Source organism: Endozoicomonas sp. ISHI1, from assembly GCF_024606225.1.
Lineage (GTDB): Bacteria > Pseudomonadota > Gammaproteobacteria > Pseudomonadales > Endozoicomonadaceae > Endozoicomonas_A.
The window spans coordinates 22,989-47,267 of the sequence record NZ_JAGRPU010000005.1 but is presented as its reverse complement, the minus strand read 5'-3'; the positions used below and the strand labels follow the sequence as shown (position 1 = coordinate 47,267).

General features: G+C 46.6%; 20 protein-coding genes and 1 riboswitch. Of the genes, 14 read left to right on the top strand and 6 right to left on the bottom strand.

Going from position 1 to position 24,279, the window contains the following annotated elements:
* Positions 1-59: 59 nt before the first annotated feature.
* A complete protein-coding gene (gene waaA / locus KBW69_RS05295; protein WP_257280200.1) occupies positions 60-1,349 on the bottom strand; it encodes a lipid IV(A) 3-deoxy-D-manno-octulosonic acid transferase in 1,290 nt (429 codons plus the stop codon).
* Positions 1,350-1,615: 266 nt separating this feature from the next.
* On the opposite strand from waaA, the gene KBW69_RS05290 reads away from it, so the two are divergent.
* From KBW69_RS05290 to KBW69_RS05235, 12 genes are all read left to right on the top strand, one after another.
* Positions 1,616-3,061, top strand: coding sequence for a cobyric acid synthase (locus KBW69_RS05290; protein WP_306674493.1), 1,446 nt, complete (start codon positions 1,616-1,618; stop codon positions 3,059-3,061).
* 47 nt (positions 3,062-3,108) lie between these two features.
* A complete protein-coding gene (locus KBW69_RS05285) occupies positions 3,109-3,702 on the top strand; it encodes a cob(I)yrinic acid a,c-diamide adenosyltransferase (RefSeq protein ID WP_257280198.1) in 594 nt (197 codons plus the stop codon).
* A 119-nt stretch (positions 3,703-3,821) separates the two neighbouring features.
* A riboswitch (cobalamin riboswitch) is annotated at positions 3,822-4,031 on the top strand.
* 181 nt (positions 4,032-4,212) lie between these two features.
* Entirely contained in the window at positions 4,213-5,229 is a 1,017-nt protein-coding gene (locus KBW69_RS05280) for a cobalamin-binding protein (RefSeq protein ID WP_257280197.1), read from the top strand.
* Positions 5,230-5,235: 6 nt separating this feature from the next.
* Positions 5,236-7,065 carry a TonB-dependent receptor domain-containing protein gene (locus KBW69_RS05275; protein WP_257280196.1) on the top strand — a complete coding sequence of 610 codons (1,830 nt, stop codon included), beginning with the start codon at positions 5,236-5,238 and terminating at the stop codon, positions 7,063-7,065.
* Positions 7,066-7,156: 91 nt separating this feature from the next.
* Positions 7,157-7,741 (top strand): cobalamin adenosyltransferase, encoded by a 585-nt coding sequence (locus tag KBW69_RS05270; RefSeq protein WP_257280195.1) that lies wholly within the window; start codon positions 7,157-7,159, stop codon positions 7,739-7,741.
* A gap of 266 nt (positions 7,742-8,007) precedes the next feature.
* The gene (locus KBW69_RS05265) at positions 8,008-8,952 is read left to right on the top strand and encodes a CNNM domain-containing protein (RefSeq protein ID WP_257280194.1); all 945 of its coding nucleotides are present in this window, start codon (positions 8,008-8,010) and stop codon (positions 8,950-8,952) included.
* Between the two features lie 182 nt (positions 8,953-9,134).
* Positions 9,135-9,608, top strand: a complete 474-nt coding sequence (locus KBW69_RS05260) for a YHS domain-containing (seleno)protein (protein WP_257280193.1) — start codon at positions 9,135-9,137, stop codon at positions 9,606-9,608.
* Between the two features lie 147 nt (positions 9,609-9,755).
* Positions 9,756-10,274: a hypothetical protein gene (locus KBW69_RS05255; RefSeq protein ID WP_257280192.1), complete on the top strand. Its 519-nt coding sequence runs from the start codon at positions 9,756-9,758 to the stop codon at positions 10,272-10,274.
* A gap of 34 nt (positions 10,275-10,308) precedes the next feature.
* A complete protein-coding gene (locus KBW69_RS05250) occupies positions 10,309-11,163 on the top strand; it encodes a hypothetical protein (RefSeq protein ID WP_257280191.1) in 855 nt (284 codons plus the stop codon).
* The gene (locus KBW69_RS05245; protein WP_257280190.1) at positions 11,160-12,068 is read left to right on the top strand and encodes a cyanophycin synthetase; all 909 of its coding nucleotides are present in this window, start codon (positions 11,160-11,162) and stop codon (positions 12,066-12,068) included. The genes KBW69_RS05250 and KBW69_RS05245 overlap by 4 nt, the downstream gene beginning before the upstream one ends.
* A gap of 16 nt (positions 12,069-12,084) precedes the next feature.
* Positions 12,085-13,290, top strand: a complete 1,206-nt coding sequence (locus KBW69_RS05240) for a hypothetical protein (protein WP_257280189.1) — start codon at positions 12,085-12,087, stop codon at positions 13,288-13,290.
* Between the two features lie 41 nt (positions 13,291-13,331).
* Complete coding sequence (locus KBW69_RS05235) at positions 13,332-13,862, top strand: DinB family protein (RefSeq protein ID WP_257280188.1); 531 nt, start codon at positions 13,332-13,334, stop codon at positions 13,860-13,862.
* On the opposite strand, the gene rsuA is transcribed toward KBW69_RS05235, so the two are convergent.
* Entirely contained in the window at positions 13,844-14,560 is a 717-nt protein-coding gene (gene rsuA, locus KBW69_RS05230) for a 16S rRNA pseudouridine(516) synthase RsuA (protein ID WP_257280187.1), read from the bottom strand. The genes KBW69_RS05235 and rsuA overlap by 19 nt on opposite strands.
* Positions 14,557-15,234: a DUF2057 domain-containing protein gene (locus KBW69_RS05225; protein ID WP_257280186.1), complete on the bottom strand. Its 678-nt coding sequence runs from the start codon at positions 15,232-15,234 to the stop codon at positions 14,557-14,559. The genes rsuA and KBW69_RS05225 overlap by 4 nt, the downstream gene beginning before the upstream one ends.
* Positions 15,235-15,664: 430 nt before the next feature.
* Here KBW69_RS05225 and KBW69_RS05220 point away from each other — a divergent pair, with 430 nt between their 5' ends.
* Together KBW69_RS05220 and KBW69_RS05215 are read left to right on the top strand one after the other, a co-directional pair.
* The gene (locus tag KBW69_RS05220) at positions 15,665-19,087 is read left to right on the top strand and encodes a hypothetical protein (protein WP_257280185.1); all 3,423 of its coding nucleotides are present in this window, start codon (positions 15,665-15,667) and stop codon (positions 19,085-19,087) included.
* A 355-nt stretch (positions 19,088-19,442) separates the two neighbouring features.
* Positions 19,443-21,212, top strand: coding sequence for a hypothetical protein (locus KBW69_RS05215; RefSeq protein WP_257280184.1), 1,770 nt, complete (start codon positions 19,443-19,445; stop codon positions 21,210-21,212).
* Positions 21,213-21,653: 441 nt separating this feature from the next.
* On the opposite strand, the gene KBW69_RS05210 is transcribed toward KBW69_RS05215, so the two are convergent.
* The 3 genes from KBW69_RS05210 to pxpB are packed head-to-tail and all read right to left on the bottom strand — an operon-like array spanning position 21,654 to position 24,107.
* Positions 21,654-22,433: a LamB/YcsF family protein gene (locus KBW69_RS05210; RefSeq protein WP_257280182.1), complete on the bottom strand. Its 780-nt coding sequence runs from the start codon at positions 22,431-22,433 to the stop codon at positions 21,654-21,656.
* Positions 22,423-23,409, bottom strand: coding sequence for a biotin-dependent carboxyltransferase family protein (locus KBW69_RS05205; protein WP_257280181.1), 987 nt, complete (start codon positions 23,407-23,409; stop codon positions 22,423-22,425). The genes KBW69_RS05210 and KBW69_RS05205 overlap by 11 nt, the downstream gene beginning before the upstream one ends.
* On the bottom strand, positions 23,406-24,107 hold the full coding sequence (gene pxpB, locus KBW69_RS05200; protein ID WP_257280180.1) for a 5-oxoprolinase subunit PxpB: 702 nt from the start codon (positions 24,105-24,107) through the stop codon (positions 23,406-23,408). Before pxpB ends, KBW69_RS05205 begins: the two co-directional genes overlap by 4 nt.
* Positions 24,108-24,279: the final 172 nt, after the last annotated feature.

Here is a 24,279-nt window from a genome sequence, read left to right as displayed (position 1 = left end):
AGTCTACTGCATCTGTCATGAAGCTCTTTGTTGAAATTGCACAGACTAAGCTGGGTAGCTTAGCCAAGATGATCAATGGTTTCTGACACTTGTTTCAAAAGCTTTTGCAGAGATCCTTTATTACCTTCTACAAAGGTTTGAGCCTGGCTCCCCATCTTTTTTCTGGCAGCATCGTCAGTCAGCAGATCGGATACGACTTCTGCCAATTGATCTGAGTTTTGAATTGTTTTCATACCGCCAGCGTCTTCTAGCTGCTGACTGATGTCCATGAAGTTGTAAATGCTGGGGCCAGATAAAACCGGTATTCCCAGGGCTGCGGGTTCCAGCATGTTATGGCCCCCATTCTCAATCAGACTGCCTCCGACGAAGGCTATGTCGGAGGTTGCGTACAGCTTCATCAGCTCACCCATAGTGTCGCCAATGATCACCTCGGTATCTCTGGAAGTTTCGGTCGCCTGACTGTGTCTGATGGTGTTGAATCCCAGGCTTTCTGACAGTTCAAAAACACGGTCAAACCGCTCGGGATGTCGGGGAACAATCAGCAATAGCGTATCGGTGAGTTGCTCCTGTATTTTGCGAAAAGCATCCAGAACCGGTTTATCTTCGCCATCGTGGGTACTGGCAGCGATCAGTATTTTAGTGGTACGGCCTAATCCTGATTCCCATGTGGATTTGAGCAAGGCAGCACTTTTGTGGATTTCATCATCCACAGACAGATCAAACTTGACGCTGCCTGTTACTGTCAGACGTTCAGCAGGTAAACCCAATTGTTTGAATCTTTCACCGTCATTTTCAGTCTGACAGGCTACCCGATGGATATTCTGCATCATGTTTCGAGTCAGTGAGCCCAGCTTTGCATAACCACGGGCCGACTTCTCTGATAACCGGGCATTTATGATCACCACAGGAATGTTTCTGGCTTTACAGGCGGCAATGGTATTGGGCCAGAGTTCTGTTTCCATGATTAAAGCCATTTTGATGTGAGTCCGATTTAGAAACCGGCTTTGGACGTCTGGCAAATCGTAGGGGCAATAAACATGAGAAACACGGTCACCGTATATCTTTTTAACACGCTCAGAGCCAGTGGGAGTCATGGTGGTGATGAGAAAGTGATGATTTCGGTATTGATTCATCAAAGCATGAACCATGGGCGCACTGGCTATGGTCTCACCGACGGAAACAGAGTGAATCCAGATGATGGGCTTGTCATTGGGTAATTTTTTGATAAAACCAAAGCGTTCACACCAGCGATGAGCATAAGCTGGGGATTTTCTAGCGCGCAGAACCAGCTTGATCAGAACAGCGGGTACCGCCAGGTACAATAAAAATGAATATAAGAATCGACTCATGTCAGGGCTGGATTCGTTTGGAATTGGACTACCAGCTATGTTAACAGATAGAGCCTGACCCGAAATAGGTTTATTAATGGAATCTCTATGGCTCTCAATGCCAGAGGGCTTCCGAGCAGTGGAACATTCCGGGAAGAAATGATATCGGACAGCAAAAAAGCGCTTGCATCCATCCACTGAACACAATCAAACTGCTTCATCTTATTTTCAGGACTGCCATTCTTAAATTTATGAATCACTCAATACCGCCAGGGCAACGAACTCTCATGGTCCAGGGAACTACCAGCGATGCGGGTAAAAGTGCGTTGGTTACCGGACTCTGCCGGGCGCTCAGCAGACGGGGTATTTCAGTAGCACCTTTCAAACCACAGAATATGGCTCTGAACAGTGCAGTGACTGAGGATGGAGGTGAGATTGGCAGAGCACAGGCGTTGCAAGCATTAGCGGCGGGTCTTGAGCCCCATACGGATATGAATCCTGTTTTGTTGAAGCCTAACTCCGATATTGGTGCGCAGGTGATCGTCAATGGACGTTCTATCGGGGAAATGAATGCCCAAACCTATCACGACTTGAAACCAAGTTTGCTAAAGTCGGTTCTGGAGTCCTGGCGCAGGTTAGTAGCTCAATACGATTTTGTGCTGGTTGAGGGGGCTGGAAGTCCGGCAGAAATCAACCTGCGAGACAGAGACATTGCCAATATGGGTTTTGCAGAAGCAGCCGACTGTCCGGTCATCATTGTTGCTGATATTGATAAAGGTGGAGTCTTTGCCCACCTTTACGGGACATTGGCCCTGTTATCGGAATCAGAGCAAAAGCGTGTGGCCGGTTTTGTGATCAATCGCTTTAGAGGTGATATCAAACTGCTGGAACCGGGACTGGAATGGCTTGAGCAAAAAACCGGTAAACCGGTGCTGGGGGTTCTTCCTTATCTCCATGGCCTGCATCTGGAAGCTGAAGATGCGATTCAGTCACAACAGGTCTGCCATGATAACGATGTGGTTTTAAAAATAGCGATTCCTATATTGACCCGTACCAGTAATCATACCGATTTTGATCCCCTCAGGCTGAGACCTGATGTTCAGATTTACTTTGTTGGCAAAAGTGAACCTATTCCTCCAGTGGATCTGATTATCATTCCCGGTTCCAAAAATACCCGAACTGACCTCGCCTATCTGAGAGAGAATCAGTGGGACAGGGATATTCTCAGACACCTCCGCTACGGCGGTAAACTGATGGGCATCTGTGGAGGCTATCAAATGCTTGGCAATGCCGTGCATGACCCTCAGGGTATTGAGGGGGAGCCGGGTAGTACTGAGGGGTTGGGTTTACTGAATCTGGAAACCACAATAGCCCCCCAAAAACAGCTGAAACAGGTGGTGGGCAGCCTCTCACTTCCTGATATGGAAAAAGTTTCGGTGACAGGTTACGAGATTCATGCAGGCATTACCCATGGGCCGGCTCTGGACAATCCTCTTATTCATCTGAAACAGGGTGTGGACGGTGTCATGTCTGAAGATGGTCAGATTTTTGGTACCTATCTGCATGGCGTCTTCGAAACAACGGAAGCTTGCAATGCTCTTTTAACCTGGTCGGGTCTCAGGCAATTAGCGACACTGGACTACGAAACACTCAGAGAAGAAGGTATCAATAGAATGGCAGATGCCGTCGAGCAGAATATTGATTTGAATACATTGGTAGCTGTTGATCAGTGAAAAATATTTGACTGTTCCAAAGAGTGATGAGTGAGGGGATATTTAAAATGACAGAAGAACGCAAAGGTTATCGCCTGACCAAAATTTATACCCGTACCGGTGACAAGGGAACCACCCGGATTGGCAGTGGTGACGTATTATCGAAAGCCGATGATCGAATTGAAGCTATTGGCTCTGTTGATGAGACGAACAGCTGGATGGGGATGTTGCTCAATGTGCTCAGGCAATCCAATGATTTGACCGAGATGCAGCTGAGTCGGGTGAGCGAGATTCAGCACAGACTGTTTGATGTTGGCGGGGAGTTGGCCATGCCAGGATATCAATTGATTCAGAAAGAACATACGACAGTAATGGAAGTATTGATTGACGAATTGAATGAACACTTACCACCATTGAAAAATTTCACACTGCCTGGTGGTGGCACGGCCGCCTGTCATTGTCATATGGTAAGAACCGTTTCCCGCAGGGCCGAACGTGCAGTGATTCGACTGCGTGAATCCGGTGCGGACATTAATGCCCCTCTCATTACTTTCCTCAACAGGCTGTCCGATGTGATGTATGTGCTCTCAAGGCATTGTGCCAGAAAGAACGAAGGCGAAGTGCTCTGGCTGGCCTCTCCCAAATCAAAGATCGAAGAGTAATTTCGCTTTTCGAAAGAGGGGTGAATTAAAACGAAAGTTCGGGTAATATGCCCGACCTTTACGAAGGTTCCACGGTGACAATGGCCTGCGCTTAGAAAGTGCTGACCCTTTAAGACGCTGTGGATTGTTTGCAAAACGGTCTGTTTATCCGATTGCAAACGATAGGGAACGGGGTTTTAAACCCGGCTGTGCCCGCAACTGTGACGGAGTAATGCGTTCTCAAGAAAGCCTCTACGGGCTTTCCAAACCACTGGATTCAAGATCCGGGAAGGTGAGAAAAGCATGTTGATCCCGGAGCCAGGAGACCTGCCTTCAGTAAAGCAACCATGGAAGCTCGATGCTATCGAGCTTTCTAACCGGGCGGGTCACCTGGCGGTTGGGAATATTCATATCTTCCCCGGATACTGACAAGTCTCTGACAGGAGAGATCGGTCATCACTGTCCTGCGGCTGGAGCTTTGCGTCCGGCTAACTGTCTGCCGCCCTGAGAAACATCGATCTCAGGGATTCCATGAGGCATCTGCATCAAACAAGTCGGGAACGAATTCGTTCACCTCTCAAGAAGACTGTCGCAAAAGTGCTGCGCTTTTTTGAGAGGTATCGTCAGCCTGCAATCTGGCTGACTGTTTTCATATTGTCTGGCTATACGACGTTGTTAAAGGCTTCAGAGGTTTGCGTAGAAGACGACCTCAAAAGAGAAGTCTGTGTTCCCGAATCCGTCAAAAAAATAATTAGTCTTTCTCCGGGCTCAACTGAGTTGATCTATGCTGCAGGGGCGGGCAAACAGGTTGTTGCGGTTGACGATCACAGTGACTACCCACCCGCCGTTACTAAAGTTCCCCGAATAGGCGGCTTTCCCAATGTCAGCGTTGAAGCCATCGCTGCCATGAAACCGGACATAGTGGTGGCCTGGGCAGGCGGCAACAGTCCAAAAGTGACGTCAAGGCTGGAATCATTGGGCGTCAGTGTTTTCTATATTGACCCACTGAGTTTTTCTGAGATTGCATCGGTTATCAGGCGATTGGGGAAACTGTTTGGTACCTCTGTGGTAGCAGATAAAGAAGCAAAAAGGTTTCTGGCGCGCTACCAATCTATCAAGAAAAAATACCAGCTCAACAAGCCTGTCACTGTCTTTTATGAAATCTGGAACAAACCGCTGATGAGCATCAGCAGGAAGCAGATTATCGGGCAGATGATAGAACTCTGCGGCGGACAGAATATTTATGCTGACTCAAAAATACGGGTGCCCAAAGTCAGCATGGAATCCCTTCTGGTCAAGAATCCTGAGGTCATTGTCAGCTCCAACAATCTCAAAGACGGCAAAACCATCGAAGAGCGCTGGTCGAAATGGAGCGATCTACAGGCGGTGAAAAAGCACCATCTGTTGACTGTTCAAGGCCATTTGATATCCAGACCGACACCCCGGGCGCTGGATGCTGCCGAGTCCCTTTGTCAACAACTTGAGAGCGTCAGAAAAGAAAGTCTTGCCAAGGCTTCAAAGACGCCAGAAAACACACACAAGGAATAACCCCCCATGCCTAATACATTGCGCATTGCAGTCGCACTGGCGACAGCAGGACTGGCTGGCTCGCTTCAGGCCAGTGAAGAAGTCATCGAGCTCGAGGAAGTGGTTGTGACAGCTTCCAGAACCGCTCAGTCGGTGGATGAGGCTTTGGCTCCGGTGACCGTGATTACGCGGGAAGATATTGAGCGAAGTCAGGCGACCAGTGTGCCGGAGTTGCTCAGCAAAACACCGGGTATGCAAGTCGAACAGTCAGGTGGGCCAGGAAGCAAGGTCGGCATTTTTTTGAGAGGAACCAGAACTGCACAAACGCTAGTTTTGATTGACGGTGTAAAAGCTAGCTCAATGGATTTTGGTGAAGCACCAATACAGCACCTGGATCCAGATCAAATTCAGAGAATCGAAATTGTAAGAGGGCCAAAGTCCAGTTTGTATGGTGCAAATGCGGTAGGTGGTGTTATACAAATTTTTACTCGAAAAGGCACCGGAAATCCAAAGTTAACTGTAAAGGCAGGGGTTGGTAGCCGAGGGACCGGTGAGTATGGATTAAATTATGGCGGAGAAGTTGATGGGACTCGGTTTAACTTGGGTGCTCGTCTATTTGAAACACAAGGTTACAACAGGACGTTCGCCACATCTGGACTGGATGCAGATGATGATGCATATAGGGATAAATCATTTTCTGGTAGTATTTCACAACGTTATTCCTCCGGGCTTGAGGCTGGCCTGAGCTTTACACATGTCGAAGGGAAGTCTGAATACGACAGTGTTTATAATACTGAAAACACATATACACTTTTTAATTCGACAGAGTTTAATGGTTTTGTATTTGCTCCAGTAACTGAACAATGGGGAACCAGGCTGGATGTTGGGTATGGTGTCAATAAAAGGGATGATAAAGGTAGCACTACATATCCAAGCTATGCCACAACTAAACGAAACACTATTAGTTGGCAGAATGATTTAAGTTGGGCTGAAAATCAGTTTTTAGTGACTGGTATTGACTACTCTGATGAGCATTTGACGGAGTCTAGTACTGATTATGGTATAGAAGATCAATACAATGTTGGTGTTTTTGCTCAAAATACATCTACGTTTTCTTGGAGTGAACTCCAGATCGGCCTCAGAAGAGATAAACATGAAGTTTATGGCTACAACAATACAGGGAATATAGCGTGGGGCATAGATTTACCAAAGGGTATGAAGATTATTGCATCTTATGGAACCGCTTACAGAGCACCAACTCTTGGGGATTACTATACTCCAGCGGGGCCTAATCTTGCTCTAAAGCCAGAAACAGCCAAGAATAAAGAGTTAGAGCTAAGTGGCTTGGTAGGTGACAGTAGGTGGTCTGTAAATGTATTTCAAAATGATATGAACGATATGTTGGAGTACAATTCTGACGCCCAGAAAACGGAGAATATAGAGAAGGCTCGCATTAGAGGTATCGAGTTTGTATTGTCAACAGAGCTCTTTGGTTGGCGTACCAGAAGTAATATGACATTCCTTGATCCAGAATTTCGAGGTGACTTATATGATGGTAATGTTCTTTATAGAAGAGCTAAGCAACTATTTGTTCTTGATACTAATCGAGTATTTGGAAAGTGGTCTGTTGGAGGTACTTTCAGAGCTCAAGGTAAAACATACAACGACCAAGCAAACACCGAAGAGGTTGCTGGGTTTGGAACAGTTGATTTGAGAATGGCTTACCAGTTGACATCAGAGCTTAAAACAGGAGTTAAAGTTGTCAACTTGATGGACAAAGAGTATTCATCAAATTTAGGGTACAGAGATGAACCAAGAGGTGTGTTTTTTACTCTGACCTGGACTCCCGAATTGTAAGTCTTCTCTCGTACGACTAACGTCTGTCATGTGTTAAGTAAGCTCTCACTCTCTTATCCCGGAGTGAGAGCTTTTCTACAAGGTAGTCAATATGACACTCAAAAAATCCAAAGACATCCGCGAGCTCTGCTACCCCTTTATCTACGAGCGTTCACCTCTGTGTGACCACGAAATTATTACCGATGAGCTTTGTACGACATTGGGTGGGGCCATCTATGAGCTTGAAGGCGATGAACGATTTAAGGATATCTACGATTTTCTCTGCGAGCTGCAACCGAAAATTTTTCATCTCAATGCTTCTATCCGGGGAAAACAAGCCATATTTGAAGAGCAAATAGAATGGCTTGCGGGGTATTTTGATCGTTATCAGCAAGAGATCGCCGGGCGAATAAAGGGTTTTGTCTTGCCCCGCGGACCACGACCCGTTCAGTTACTTCACTCCTGTCGTTCTCTCAGTAAAAAAGCGATCAGAGCTATGGTCTTGGTGGATGCTGAAGGCATAGAAGTTCCAGATGTTCTGCATCGCTTTGCCAACATGCTTTGCAATCTGTTTTTCAGATTAACGGTGGTGATCAATGGACGACTGGGGATCATGGAGCCTGAGTATGTGAGCAAGAGTTATAAGTCCAAGTCACCTTCAAAGTTAAAGCAAGAGTCTGCGAAAAAGGTTGTGTAATCAGGAAAGTTCGATTTAGGATAGAAATAAGGCTCAATATAATAATAAAAATAGGAGGCCATGATGAGAAAGGGACCTTTTTTTCACTGTTTTTTTCGCTCACAGTTGTCTTTTCACTCATGGCCATTCAGACGTTCATTTTCAGAGTAAGGCAGGTTTTTTCAAGTCGTGAAATCAACCTGCCATCGTGAAATTTTAATATAAACTTATCACTGAGGTGACCGATAAAGGTTTATTCCCACAAATAAAAAGATGGAGGAGCAAGGATGCTTCTTGTTGTTGCTGTTGCCTGCCTGATTGTTGCTGTTACTGCTATTCTTTCGATCATTGAATCTGCCATCATTTACGTTGATGACCTCAGGCTAGCCACTATTCTCAGAAAAAAACCGGTGAACAAGGCTGATATTAAATACGTTATCAAGAACAAGGAGGCCCACTTATCCTCCATGGTCATGTTGATCACGCTAATCAGCATTGCCGGAAGCTCGATGATAGGAGCCATTGCTGCCAAACATTTTAATGACACCGGTTTGGCCATCTTTACTGCTCTTCTGACTTATTGCATGTTGGTATTTGCCAAAATTTTGCCGAAACTCTTTGCGGTTCAGATGGCAGAGCCTGTACTCAATCATTCTGCCCGCTTCGTAAGAATTATTTGTTTCCTGCTTCGACCAATGCTCAAGATGACGTTGGTCTGGGCCAGGCTGTTCAGGTTCGAGAACACACAGGAGCCCAGCCGGGACGAGTTGAAAGGCATCATCCGTCACTTTAATAAGTCCGGTGTGATAGAGCGTGAAGAGCGTAAAATGGCAGAACTGGCTCTGAAAATGAACCAGAAGACTCTGGCAGCCTTGACTACGGAGAATGGTCCTATGGTTTGGTTGGCCTCCGACTCAAAGGTGCAGGATATTCAAGCCTTTATCTGCGAACATTCCTACAAACGTTATCTGGTTGTATGTGATGGTGCGGTAGTGGGGATCGTACACTACCGTCATATAACCAGTTGTCTGGTTAATGGCCGTGCCGATAAAACGGTCGGAGAATTGGCCAGGCAGGTTGTTTTCCTGGAGGAGCAGAGTACTTTGCTGGATGCCGTAAAGGCTTTTGGAAAAGCCAGAGCTTCTGTCGCACTTCTTGCCGGACGGAATCCGGAACAGACCCGAATGATCACTGCCAAGCAAGTTTATCAGGCCATTCTACAGGCTTCCTGAGCCTGTAGAACCCCGCAACCTCTTCCTTGCCACATCCCCTGAAACCCTCGCCAAGTGAAAACTAACTGAAAGTTTTAATGCATTAAATATTTATTTCCTCGCTCTGAAACTATTTAATTTGCCTGCCGTATATAGAGTCAAAAGGACAATGATTTTTTTCGAAGCTCAGAGAGGAAAAGTGCATGACCAAGGCAAATCGCTTATCTTTAGCTACAGGCATATGGGGCAGTTTAATCGTAGCACTGACATTGATGTTTTCGGTGCAGGTTATGGCCAAAGACGAGATCTATACCGGGCTTTTCAGCGATAAGGCTGTCAGCGGCTATGACCCCGTGGCTTACTTTACTGAAGGCCAGCCGGTAAAAGGTTCGGATAAATTTACTACTCGTTATAAGGGTGCTAACTGGTACTTCAAGAGTGAAGAGCATAAAAAGCTGTTTTTGGATAACCCGGAAAAGTATGCCCCACAGTACGGCGGCTATTGCGCTTGGGCTGTAGCTCATGGTAATACTGCCAGTGCTGATCCCAGTCAGTGGACCATCGAAGATGGCAAGCTTTACCTGAATTACAATGGGTCTGTTCAGAAGAAATGGCTCAAGGATAAGAAAAACCTGATCATTGAAGCTGATGATAACTGGCCGAAAGTGATCAATTAAACCCACTGGTTTCTTATCAAACCCTGAGTAAAGTCCGGTTCACTGGTGCTCTGTGACTTTGCTCATCTACCTCATAGATACGTTGAGTTAAATCACTTTCAACCCGGTGACCTGATTTCTTGCTCTTTGAGAAATGGAATTGATCTCATGAAAAAGCGCGTTATACACATTTTTAGCTGGTTAACTGTCCTCTGGATAGCCAAGGTTTTTCTGTTCTCCCTGCCTTACAAGTTCAGTGGGCACCCGGATACTCAGCATATCTTTGGAACCATCGGTCAATGGATGCAGGGAGTTTTTGGTGCCTCCGTGGGTGAATGGTTCAGCAGTTATGGTGCCATTGCCGTAGGACTTGCAGAATTATCCGTCAGTTTACTGCTGTTCCTGCCTGTCATACTGTTTATTAACAATAAGTTGAGTACTCATGAAAGCAAGATCAGCCAGAGTCTGATTCACAGTTTGGGTGGACTGGCAGCCTCCGGTATCATGGCGGGAGCTGTCTTCTTCCACCTTGCTACACCCCTGGGAATTGAGGTATTACATCAGGGAAAAAGTGATGGAGGTTCCTTGTTCTATGCCGCTGTATCCATTCTGGTGTTGGGGTTGATTATGGCGATAGCCAACTTCTCTTTGGTACAAGAAGAACAACTGGCAAGATCTAACGCTTAACTCCCCGGGGACACTATAACTGGAAGTGGTCATTATGATAATTCGTACGTTGTTGGTCTTGGGATTTATCTGGCAAGCCTTGAGACTAAGAGTAAAGCCCTGGTTGTTTTTTCAGTTGAATGCGGATTACTTCAATGATGCCAAAGGGCTGTATTCGAAGCTTGATATGGATCAGTTCATTCCCAGACGGTGGCGTTTGAAGCAGAGCCTGGATACTGACGGCATAAAACCGGAACACTACCCGGTTTTTCTGAAACCTGAATGGGGACAGAACTCTGCCGGGGTTATCAGGATCGATAATGAGATTCAGTTGGAGGCTGCAAGAGCGAATCGTGATCAGGACAGTGTGCCCTACCTGATTCAGGAGAGTGCTCAGGGGAAAAGAGAGTTTGAAGTGTTTGTGATTTGTTCTCTGGAATCTGGAAAGTGTCTCAAAACACTTTCCGTGACTCAGGTTCTGAACACCAGTAACGACTCACATCCTGTCAACGGTATTTACAACAGTGAAACCTTTTATCTGGACAAAACCAGAGAGCTGAACAGAGAGCAGGTCGATCAGCTGGCTTTGCATTTGAGCCAGACCGGGCCATTCAGAGTGGCTCGCTATGGTCTCCGGGCTGACAGCATCGAAGCTTTGGTCCAGGGGGAGTTCAAGATTTTTGAAATCAATCTCTTCCTGCCTATGCCTCTGGTGCTGTTGAGCAAGAATCTGGGGGCTTTCGAGAAGTTGCGACTTACAGGTCAGTTGACCCGTCAACTGGCCTTGGTGACCGGTGAAATTCCGGAAGCCCGAAAACGAAAATCCATTTTCTTCAGGAAGCTGTTTTTCCTGAACCGACTGAATTTTAAAAAGCTGCCAGCCAAGGCCGAAGAGGAGATGGTGCTGTGAAGTTTATCAAGAAAACGGTATACAGCTACATCAGCCAGAAATTCATGAATGGCTGCACTCAGTATAACTCTCTGGAAGTACGCAAGAGCTGTCGCTCAAAAGCCCAGGCAAGAACGGCGTTCAGTAAAAATGACATTCCCCATGCCCGTGGTGAGATCTTCATCAATCCATGGAATGCCGTTCGTTTTGCCAGGCAGCATGGCTTTCCGCTGGTGGTTAAACCCAATGTGGGCGGTTTCTCAAGAGGCAGCTATTTTCCCATTCGAAATTATCGGGAGTTGTGGAAAGCGGCTTTGCTGGCCAAAATCTGGTGGCCTGCCACTGTTGTAGAAGAGTATCTGGAAGGAAAAAACTATCGGGTGCTGGTGGCGAAAGGTGAAGTGGTGTCTGTGATTCAGCGTTATGCCCCTTTTGTGATCGGAAATGGTCAGGATTCGATCAACACACTGATCGATCAGGAGAATGCTATTCGAAAGGAGATGGGGCTTTTGGACTGCATGTACCCGCTTCAGAAAAGCGAACAAACCAGAACCTATTTAGCCAATCAGGGCTATGATCTGAATTCGGTTCCGGCTGATCAGCAGCAAGTAAAGCTTTTCCATAGAATTGCTCTGGCACCCGGCGGTGTCATTGAAACCATTCCGGTCAACAGTGTGGCCAAAGAGAATATACGACTGATGGAAAAAGTGCTGAATACCTTTGATGCCAATATTCTTGGTATCGATATCATCATGGAAAAAGGCATAGAGCACAGTCATGAAGATCAGAAATGTATTCTTCTGGAGGTGAACTCCCGTCCTTACGTGAAAATGCACGACTACCCCAGATATGGGGAAAAAGAAGATATTTCCGGGGTGTTTGAGGAGCTCGATAAGCTCCACGTGGCCCAGGCTGATATTTTCTGAGACAGCAGAGATGGGAGTGCATTACTTTTTTCAGTTCTCAGGTATCCACGCGTTTCTGGTTGGCGTGTTGCCGTTCTTCATGCCTACTCTATTGTGGCAACAGGGTTATCGGCTGACTGAAATAGCCTTGTTTATTGCCCTGTCAGGTTTAGCTTATCTTTTTACCCTCCGGGTTTGGGAAAACCTGAGATCTGGCAAAGGGAGTGTCTGGGCTGTCAGGGCCTCGTTTTTGACTGAGCTTCTGCTGGTAGCAGGATTACTTTTCTTTCAGCAGCAAGCAGGGAGCGGAGTCACAGGGCTCATTCTGCTGGCCATTCTGAATGGTATTTATGGCTGTTTCTACTGGATGGCTCAACGACTGTTGTTCAAATCCATCAGCCATAGCTGGAATTCCGGTCAACACTTTGGCAACTTCCAGATATTGGTCGCTGTGATGCTTAAAATAGGCATTGTGGCGGGTGCAGTTTTGCTGGAACAGTCAAGTTTCTCAATTCTGTTTATGCTCAGCGCGCTGATTTCATCAGTCGGTGTTGCCCGCACCCTGAAAAAGAAGGTGGTGGTTGAAATCGACCGAGCGTTTTCTGCTCCGCTAACCCGATTCACAGAAGTGTTTCGATTTCGTGACAGTTTTGGCTCCCGTGGGGTGTTTTTTGCGGATGGTCTGTTTCTTTTTCTGGAAAGTTATTTCTGGACCCTGTCACTCTATTTCATCAACAGGGAAAGTCTGCTTGAGCTGGGTGGGATGATGGTGGTTCTGGCGATTGCAGTGGCTGTCCTGTTCAAGCTGGTACAAACTTTTATTGACCGGATGGCGGCTATCCGACTTTTCCGGTTAGCCATTATTCTCTACGCTTTTAGCTGGCTGCTGAGGGGGGTGGTCGATGAGGCATTGTCAACACAGCAGCAATATGCAGTCATTCTTGTGATTGCTTTTCTGACCAGTCTGTTCCGGTTGTCATTCAACAAAGTGTTCTTTGATCGTTCGGATAAAACGAATACCCATGCCTACCTTTTACTGAAAAGTTACTGCTCTCAATTGGGCGTGGCTCTGTTGTTTATGGTCACAGCTCTGTTTCTGCATCAGGTAAAGCCACCTCTGGAAGCGCTTCAGGCTGTGTACTTTATTGCCTCCATTTTAGCTTTGGTTTATTTCCGCTACAGCTGGCAGAGCGCGACTGTCAGGGCGGATAGAGCCGCCATGAATGAAAAAATATTGTCTTGAAAAAAACGCAATAGATATTGAGAAAAAAGGGGATTCTTACCATGCGTAGTGATTTTGAGCAGGTACTGCTGGGCAATCAGGAAGCGGTTGAGCAGATGATCGGTTTTGTTTCTGGTATGAGTGCTAATGATTACCGTTTCAGTGATTCAGGCCTTTTTCAAAGCACAATCGGCCAGCACTTGCGTCATGTTCTGGATCTGTATGAAGCTGTCCGTTCTTCTTCTGACGAATTGGTGGATTATGATATTAGACGCAGGGGGCTTTTGCTGGAGCATGAAAAAAATGCGGGACTGGCAGAGTTGAAAGATTTGCTGCAATGGTTGCAAGCATTGAAAGCCGAAGATCTGGCATTAGAGGTTGTAATGAAAACTGAAGTACTTTTGTCAGCAAGCAGCAGCGTGCGATTGAAATCCACACTGGGAAGGGAGTTGATCTTTGCCAGCAGCCATCTGATCCATCACCTGGCAATGATGGCAACGATCGCAAAAGTGGCAGGCAACAGAATTGACCCTTCCGTGGGTATGGCCCCAGCTACTTCCACCTTTAACAGAGGTCAGCTGGTGACTTCCTGAACGGAATTGATTTCATCTTCAGTCAGATAGCGCCACTCACCCGCTTCCAGATCAGGGTCGAGAGTGATAGAGCCTATCTGTTCCCTATGCAGGGCCGTTACACGATTGCCCAGAGCTGCAAACATGCGTTTGACTTGATGGTACTTGCCTTCATGAATCGTCAACAGTACTTCCTGATGAGAAATAAATTCAAGCTGCGCCGGTCGGGTCCGTTTTTTCTCCCCTTGCAACTGAATACCTTGTGCAAACTGTTCGATGGCAGACTGATCCGGGGGCATGGCTAGTTCTACCCGATAACGTTTTCCACACTTTTTAACCGGTGATGTGATTTTATGAGACCACTGGCCGTCGTCTGTAATCAGCACCAGCCCTGTGGTATCCACATCCAGCCGACCGGCTATCCTGAGACGATCTGATTTGATGACATTCAGCAGATCAATAACGGATGGATACAGTTCGGCTCTTGTTCCTGAGTGTGTCGAACAAATGGTATCCACCGGTTTGTTGAGCATGATGTAACGAGATCCCACCAGCGTCAGCGGTGCGCCATCCAGAAGAATCTCAGCATCGTCAGTAACCTTACAGGCCGGATTTTTGACGATAACACCCTCCACACTCACCGACCCGGTTTTCAGAAGTCTTTTGCTTTCTGAGCGGGTCAGTTCGGTGCTTTCACAAAGAAATTTGTCGAGTCTCACTGGCTGACTTGTTCCCGGGCCCAGTTGACGAACGCCTTCCGCGTTTTCGGATCGGCTTTTTCAAACCAGTAGCGCAACATGCTGGCGCTCATATTGGCATCGTCATTTTTATTGGCAGCAGAGCCATAGATCTCCTCATTCTGAGTTGCATTGGCAAAGCCCGTGGTTTGCTCTGCAAAGACACCCAAACCTGAAAATTCACTGGCCGCTGCCGGGCTGTCAGAACGATTAAACTTTTGGACGTCTGCCGCATAGTTGCGACCGAGCTGGATACCCTTGCTGGGCAGAATGGCAAATTTAAAAGGAACGGCTTCGCCTTTTGCATCCTTCAATGAAATCTTGCTGGTGGGGTCATCGTTGATCGCTTCTGCCTGACGCATGTTTCTCAGTTCGGGTGTATCAATAGTGTATTGCTTGCCAACTGCTGGATGGAAGGTCAGAACAAAAGGTTTGGAGGTGAAGCGCGTCCGGTCCCCGCCATTAGTGACGACATCAGATAATTGAAAAACAATCTGATGGCGTTCATCGGTCAGAGGAATGGGCTTGTTAGCTTCCACCTTGAAGTCGAGGTCTCTGGCATTGGTACCGTCAAGAACCAGTAACTCAGATTTGGCTGGTAACTGAAGGGTGGCCTGTTCAGCTTTGGATCCAGCAGCTGAGACCGATGCGACCATGAAAAAGCTGAGGGTCGACGCCAGGAATCTGTTTAACCATGGGCGATGATACATTGAGCGCTCATAGAGGCTGAAAAAATCGTTTAAAAGAGAGCGCATAGATATCCCCTTATGCAACTTATACTGATGAGGGTGAGAAAAGCCTGCACAACATGCCGGACTCAGGGGCTAAAAGCAAGTGGCTTTTGGGAGGCTGCATTCTGGTCAGCCGGTTTGCTGCAGTGATGTGACCACTTTTATTATCTTAAGTTTCGAAACTATCATAACCCGTGTAAGGTCTTGAATATGTTAAAAAAGATAGAACTCACTCCCAAATTTTTACTCCTTGAGGAGCGAGTGTAATTAATTTCGGGGAACTAAGTCAGCGTAATTATGTCTCAATAGAACATGCCGTTCTTTAAATAATGATTACTCGAATCAGGCAACAATTATGCAAAATATCAAGAACACTTATGCTCCGCCTTCTTACCAGCAGCCTGACCCTGAAGGATGCACCGCCACTCAGGACTGCTCAGAAAGACTGGCGGACGCAGACTCAACTACTGCCAGGGCTTCTGCAATAAATCCAGAGTCTCATTTAGCGTGCATTGATAAAACCAATGACCCGGCATACTCCGAACCCAGCGATTTTTCTCTAACAGAAAGACAGGCTGCGACCAGTTCAGTAGAAAAAACCTATCATACACCTGATTTGACATCAGCTTCTGACCAGAGCTTGCCGGAGGACTCAGCAGCCTGCAGTCCTGCCTTAAACATTCTCCTGAAGCCTCTGCGTGATGAAATCATTTTGGATACTCTGCCTTGTTTCCACGGAGCACCGTCCCCACCTTCTCAAGAAATTACGATAGCGGCTGTCCAAAGCTTCAAGCGTGAATTACTCGAATTTACAACGAAACTTGATCAAGAGTTTTTTGATAGAACGTTTCTTGATACAGATGGTCCTCAGTTCCATAGCTTAATCTACAACAGACTGGCTTTGCTCAAGCGTCTTGCTAATAAATATCAGGTATTCAAAGACAGTTCATACAAACTGGTCGATTGGTATAACGCAAGAAAATTGGCTAACAGAAGTCAATATGCCGTATTGTCCAAACGGCTTTTTTTGAGCGATGATATGTGTAACGTAGCAGTGTGGCTCGCCAGGCACTATCGTGTTCTCGATAGAATGTTATGTCGATGGGCCTCCATGGCTGATTCCCCGGGCCAGCAATCAAACAGTTTTCTGAGCGAATCTATTGTTTGCCATTTGTCATATGTCCGCTCTGTTGTAGAGAGCATGATAAGATACGCTGATTTCAACAGCCATATCGCCCTTCGGGCACCGGTAGAACCAAGGAAGTACCATTCAATTTTGCATGCACCCCCTCGGGAATGCCCCGAACTTAAGCTACGTGAGTCTAACATCCTGAGTGAAGGGGTCAGCAATCTGCTCACTGTCATTGCCACGGGTTCATTGGAAGTCCTGAACAGGGAAGATTCTCAAGATATCTTGAATATCGCTTCTGGAAGCCTTTTCAGCTCAATAGATCGATACAGGGAAGAAGGGGATGATCACACATTCCAACCAGTGTGCGTTGACCAACAGGCGATTGGGCAACATCTATTTTGTGCAGAGTTATTCCATGCAGCTGTATTATCAGGACGGTGGGATGAAGCCGATAAGGCTTTTGAAGCAACCACTCGAATAGTTTTCCATAACGAGTATTCACTGGAGCCAGTTATTCAAGCTCTTAAAGATAATAATACAGCAGGAATCAACATCGAAAGCTGGCATAAAGATGTTAAAGAATATACACAATCCCGACCCAACCCACTTAGTATGTATTTCATCCTTGGGCTTGAAGCTGCTTCTACTTACCTGAGTACCCTTCTTGCTCACAAGGAGAGTGCCACTGAGAACCAGTCACCGTTAATAAAGGTAATGAAGACGGAGGAGCTGAAACAAATACTGGATGTTCTGGATCCATGGGCAGATCAGTTGCAGGAGCTTGGCTTATTGACCAGTGATGGAATGAAAACCTTTAAATACCGTCGTCGTTTATCTCTCGCCTGGCATAGGTTACAGATTCTGACCAATAATCAAGCGATCGCCATCAGGAATAGCATTCATGAGGCCAGAAAAGTCATCATGCAACATGCCACCTCGGATGGGATAACAAATGACAATCCGCAGCAGCTTCCTGAATACCTGAAATCCCAGCTGACACAAATACTTATCCAGAATAATGATATTTTAAAACTCATTAATAAAGAGTGCGATGCATACAATTCAGACATTAACATCTCAGAACTGGGCAGAGAGTCCTGTGAACGGCTCATTAATATTTTTGAAAACAATGTAAAATCGCGGCACACCGAATTATTGCTGACGTTCTTCCACTGCAGTTATTACTGTGCAATGCTCGTTGAGCATGTTTCTCAATGCGCTTCAATATTCAATGATCTCGAGGCCTGCCTTACATGCATTCATACCAGTGATTCATCGCGCTCGCTTAAGATGAGCAAAGAGAAATGGAAAGAAAAAATCAAAGCGAATGATTCCGGGATTAAAGAGAAAATTGATCAATTTGATAAGATCAACCAAAACATCAAAACCTGTTTCAAAGACGCTTTCAGGCAATTGAACAACATCAGAGAACACGTCATTAATGAACAAGATATTTGCCTGAAAATTGCGCTGTTCGAGTCAATTCATGCTACTTTATACTACAGTTTGCAACAGCTTCAGCGTTTGAATTCTGCTCTTGTCCTCGTTAGCGGTAAACGGATCGATATTCTCAAAAATGAATTTCCAACCATTCTCAAGCTTGAACAGGCTACCGTCAGTTGTGGGAAGAAATTGAAAAAAAATATTGCTTTCATAGCAGGCTACTTAAAAGATCTAAATAACTCTAAAAAACTATCATTAGTCAAAACCGGTGGTAGTCATAAACCGAATCCAGTCCAAATTAAAAATGGCCGATCTAAAGAACAATCCAGTAATAACCGTTATACTCTGGCAGATTTTGCCGCAAAGACATCTGTTACTGGAGATACTCCGGATATTCTCAATACAAGAGCTTATTTTCATGAGCAAATCGCCAGCGAAGTACAGGCGTTGAATCGTGAAAATAAGCCTGTGGTATATTTGGGAAGCCGTGCTTATCAGACGCAGGTCCAGTCACTTTGGGGAAGCGAGGCATTAAATGGGGTATCCGGCAATGATCTGTTACCGGGCGAAATATCCCGGGGAGTTGTTGAGCGCTCAGTCATGCCAAGGGATACAGATCTTTTGGTACTTAATAAAGAGCAATTCAGTGAGATCAAAGAACGGTTCTATCATCGTCTGGAGGAAGCTGCCCTTTCACGCGGTGACTTGCCTGAGAAATGTAAGCTGCTTATGACTAACATTGGTGAGGCGTTTTATTACGGCACAAAATGTTATTTCTGCAACCTCATTCTTTGTTCAAAAGAAGGGTATACAACGAAAGACTGGGTTTATGTGGTTGACTTGATCAGCCCTATGGACACTGCCCCGTCAACCCTGCTGTCTTACGATTCTCCCATACTGGCTTCAGGTGAGCCGGTGCACAGCAGGCAACTTACTACCATGATGATTGACGAACTCAACCTGGCAGTTGGTCAGGCTGCTGGCCCTGATCGTGCATTGATGGCAATGATGCGCATTAATGTATTGGCGGCCCTTGAATCTTCAGAGCCAAAGCTCGATTCCGTATCAGGCATTGTACTTACGCATGTTCTGGAGCGTCTTCAGGACAGTTACCCCAATCCAGCCCTGGGCAAAATGGCCAGCATACTGCGCTCCAGGGCATTTAACAGGGTTGCTTATGAGGGAACCAATGAAACGGGTTAAAAAGCTGGTGTCATATATGATCCACCCCAACTCTCCTGACCCTGAGACCCTCAGTCCTCTGATTTCATTATCAATATGACTTTCAGTAACAGTCCGGTTTCCAGTTCATCAGCGGGTACAACCGCAGTGAACAATGGTTTGGGGGTCATAGCCACTCTGGCCATATTGTTGCAACTATAACCTGAGCTGATTCATCGCCTCGGTTTAAAGAGTCTGTTGCACCCTGAGCAACAGCACTAAAGAGAGATTAGACAGAAAGATCCATCTATTTTCTTGCAACACCTTAATCATATTAATGGATAATTATAAACACAGCGTCTAGGCTTCCAATCGACTTTTCCGGGGAGTCCTGAAAATGATTAAGTTGCAGCACCATCCGTCCCTGTTCATCGTTCCTGTATTTCTGTTACTTGCCCTGAACCTTCAGGCTCAAAACACGACTCAATCTACAATCACTGTTCAACCGACAGCCGCAGCTCAATCGTCAACTGCAGCTCCTACTACTGCAACTCCTGCTACTGCACCTCCCATTCCAACAGAATTATGCAGCTCTCTCAGAGATCAAACGACGGGGGTTGAACAACGGCTTAACCAATACCGTGATCTTGTTAGCGGACGACAGTGCGTTGTTCTCACTGCCAACCCTGCAGATGATTTAAGTGAGTTGATAAAACAGATTCCTGATAACACTGTTATCTTGCTTTCCTCCAAAACAACTGCTCCAACCGTTACCCCTGTGACAGGTAAGCCCACTATTGAATATCTTATTGCCAGTGCAATAGCTTTGAAGAGCGGCCAGGACATCATCGGGGCTGCTGATGAAGGTTTTGAAATTGTTATCAAGCTTCATGATAAATTTACAAATAGATATATGATCGGGGTTGGAGTTGGATACAGTCGCAAATTCAATTCTGGAGAAACAGGAGACAATCATATAAAACATATTACTTTCCGGCCAACTGGAGTTAATCCCGACACTCTAACTGACGCTATTATTCACACAAACTGCTATAACCGGACATTATCTATAGAGAACAACGTTTTTTATCTCCCTGTCTGGGCCGCAGTTAACATTAATTGCTCTGCGAATCTGGATGCATCCACCAATGATTCGCACACGGGCCCGGGCTTACGTTTCGCTAATAACAAGGTCATTGGTGAAACCATCCGCACGACAAAACTCAGTATGATTCCCGAGGAAGCAATATTCATTAATTTTCGAAACATCAATAACCTGTCAAATAAGCTCGAAATAATTGAGAACACATTCCGGGGCAAAATCTCGGAATTGGCCCAGATTGCCATTGGATCCGGAAGCAATATTAATATCTTCAGAAACACTGTTGATATTGACAATAAAGGCAAGACACGTAGCGAAATTCGTACAGGAATTGAAACCCGAAGGGGAGGGCTCGCTTTAAAAGGTCTTTTCGTTTTTGCCTATAGAAAAGCTCCTCTCATTAATCTGGCTGGTAACAATATCTACGTCACAACGACAGCTTTAACTATCTATGACAAGCTTGATCTGGCCTTGGCCTGTAACGACTTCCTGGGAATGACTTTGTGGAAAGTAGACAACGAATATTTCTCCCTGAAAGCCGTTGATCCATTGCCACTGGCAGGTGAGTGTCAGAGATCTGAGAGTTCAACCGTCGGCATGGCAACGACCAGTGCACCGACACTTTGCCAGATCGTGAATAGCTGGACTCCTATCAATGATTCCAAAGCCACTGCTTTGACTGGACTGACCAACGTCGAGGGTCAGTTCTACTTTGACTCAGCTGTTTGCATGACAGACCCTCAGTCCTCTGCTTCTATTACCAATGCGACTACCAATGCGACTACCAATGCGACTTTCAGTATCAACCTGGTTTCTAGGAGCCTGACCGAGAATGGCGCCCGTAGCGAGGACGGCATAAAATTGAGGATGAAAATTCGGTTTTGTGAGGAGAATAGCGAGCTATTTGACGAACAAAAGCGGATTTTCAGACCAATTTGCTGCCGCCGCAGTAGGGCAGCTATTCTCGGTCAGGCTCCTAGTTCATCAGCGGATACAACCCCAGTGACTAATGCTTTGGGGGTCATAGCCTCTCTGGCCATATTGTTGAATCTATGGCCTGAGTGATTCATCCCCTCGTTTAAAAGAGGCTGTTGCAACGCCCTCGCCCTGTATATGAGCGGCTCAGGAGTCATGGCTATTACCCTGAGTAGCAGCACTAAAGAGAGGATTGACAAAAAGATCCGCCTGTTTTCTTGCAACACCTTAACCCTATTAATGGATAAGTATAAACACAGCGTCCAGGCATCCTGGTTCTTAGTGCCAACCCTGCAGATGATTTAAATAATGGGCGTTCCCAGGCAATCGGCCTGGGCCTTAAGAACCTTTTGTCGCAGTCCGTGAGCACTGGTTCTCTGTTCACCTTCCTTGAGTATGGTCAGCAGACAGGCCGGTAGGGCGCTACTTTGGCTGGAAAGCCATCGAGCAAAGCAATCGTCCTTGCTACCACTCCGGGAAGTGGCGAAAAGAGACCCTGAAAGGGCAACGAGGCTTGGGAAGAAATATTCACTACTGCACCTGAATCGTTTGAATTGTGATGCCCTGTGCCCGCAGAAATCGTTCACAGCCCCGGACAAAGTCGAGAGCCCGGGGACCATCGCCATGAATGCACAAAGTTTCGGCCTTGATAGCCACTGTCTGACCATCCACTGAAGTTACTTGTTTGTGCAACACCATCTCTCTGATTTGGTCGAGGGACTTTTGCTCGTCCTCAATCATTGCTCCGGCCTGACCTCTGGGGGTTAGCTGACCATTAATCTGATAGCTGCGATCGGCAAAAACTTCGCTGGCGGTCATCAGGCCAATGGCTTCAGCCTGAGATATAAGGCAGCTGCCGGCTAAGCCATAAAGAATCAGTTCCGCATTAAATTGATAAACTGCTTCGGCTATCGCTTTGGCAAGGCCAGAGTCCCGTGAGGCCATATTGTACAGAGCGCCGTGAGGTTTTACATGGTGAAGCCGACCGCCTTGTGCTGTTACAAAGGCACTCAATGCGCCTGTTTGGTAAAGCGTCAGGGCGTAGGCGTCCTCAGGGCTGATGTCCATGTTTCTGCGACCAAAGCCCTGAAGATCCGGTAATCCGGGGTGAGCGCCGACAGCGACATTGTGTTCCAAAGCCAGCTTTACTGTGTTGGCCATGATATTCGGATCACCTCCATGAAAGCCGCAGGCAATGTTAGCAGAACTGATATACGGCATGATTCCGGCATCGTTTCCCAGCGAATAATGGCCAAAGCTTTCACCCATGTCGCAGTTCAGATCCAGTGTCGGAGTGTTATCAGTATTCATCTTGATTGTGATTCCAGTAATGTTCAGCAGCAATGGCCAGACGATTCAGGTTGATTCTCTGTTCTATCAGTTCCCGTTGAGCTTCTCTAACAGAGACTTCCTGAAAAGTCACTGTGTCCGAGGGCTTTAGTTGTGCAACTCTGGGTAAGTCTGCGGAGATAATATTCCCGATTTTGGGATAACCGCCAGTGGGCTGACAATCACTCATCAGAATAATGGGTTGGCCATCTGGAGGGACCTGTATGGAGCCAGTGGTTGTCCCCTCTGTGATCAGATTTTCAGAATAGCTGCTTTCGATCTTTTGACCACACAGACGATAGCCCATCCGGTCAGAATCCGGGTGGACAGAGTAACTTTGGCTATAAAAGTGATGCAGACTTTGTCTGGAGAACCAAGACGCTTGTGGACCCCGGATAAAACGAACAGGCTGACTGTCTGCCTGATTCTCAAGATACTGCGTAAACTCACGGCCCACAGCGATATCAGGCCGGAAACCTTTCTTTGCTGAACAGCTGTTAAAGCCAAGCCGGTCATTCTCTTTGAGTGCACGGCCGCTAAGGCCACCGATGCCAGCTGCCAGATGGGTACTGCAACTTCCCAGAACTTCAAGGGCCTGAAAGCCATTTTTAACCCCCAGGTAGCCTCGGCAGCCTGTCTTGAGACCAGAAATCTTCAGCGTTTGCCCTGCTTTAATGGGGGTTACGCAGTTGGGGGCGACGAAATGATTACCTACAGTGGCTTCAGCGCTTCCTCCACTGAGACAGATTATCGTGGGTTTATGAAATTCCAGAGTGGGTCCGGTCAGGGTGAATTCCAGCACCGGAGCATTCTCCGGGTTACCCAGTATCAGGTTAGTGACTCTGGCTGCGAGAGTGTCCATGGCTCCAGCGGTTGAGAAGCCCAAATTTCGAAGGCCGTATCTACCCAGGTCCTGAAGAGTGGTCAGCATTCCGGGTTGTTTGATGATCAGGCTCACCTTTGCGCCTCCATTTCCTGATGTTCCTTGAAGGAAATGGCGGTGAACTTTATTCTGTCGCCTGGTTTGAGCAGCGTGGGCGAGTCGTTACTGAAGTCCACCAGAGGAATAGGGGTATGGCCTATCAGCTGCCAGCCTCCGGGAGTAGAAAGAGGGTAGATACCTGTTTGCTCACCGGCAATGCCAACGGAGCCAGCCGGTATCGTCAGGCGTGGATGATCAAGTCTGGGAGTCGTTAGCTTTTTGTCCATTCCACCCAGATAAGGAAAACCCGGAGTAAAGCCAAGAAAGTAAACGTCATAGGTAGCTGAAGTGTGGCGATCAATCACTTCCTCAGGACTCAAACGACAATGTTTAGCCACCCGCTCCAGATCCGGAGCAAAGTCACTTTCATAGCAGACCGGTATTTCGACATGATTCCCGGCACTGGTGTCATCCACCTTGAGTATTTTCAGGGTGTTGAGCATTTTTTCTTTTAAAGCTTCATAAGGTGTCGCTGATTGAATCCGGCACGGGTCATAATAGATGGTCAGAGTTGTGTAAGCTGGTACCATCTCAATGATTTCAGGATAGGCCAATTCGAGAAGTTGTTTTGCTGCTGTATGGACGATCAAGTTTATTTTGGGACTGATCCGGTCACCAAAACATAGCAGCAGAGCCGAGTCACCCAGAGGGAAGCACTCACAGGGATGGTTCATATTATTGTCATATTCATAAAGTTTGCACTCGATTCTAACATAGGGTTGAGTTAGAAAACGTCATCCATTAGCCAGTTGCCAGGGCCTCTTTTTCTATATAGCTGTCTGCATAATCATGAACTTTTTCAGAGGCTTCAGGCGATGTTGGTGTCTGAAGGAGATGAGGCGTATA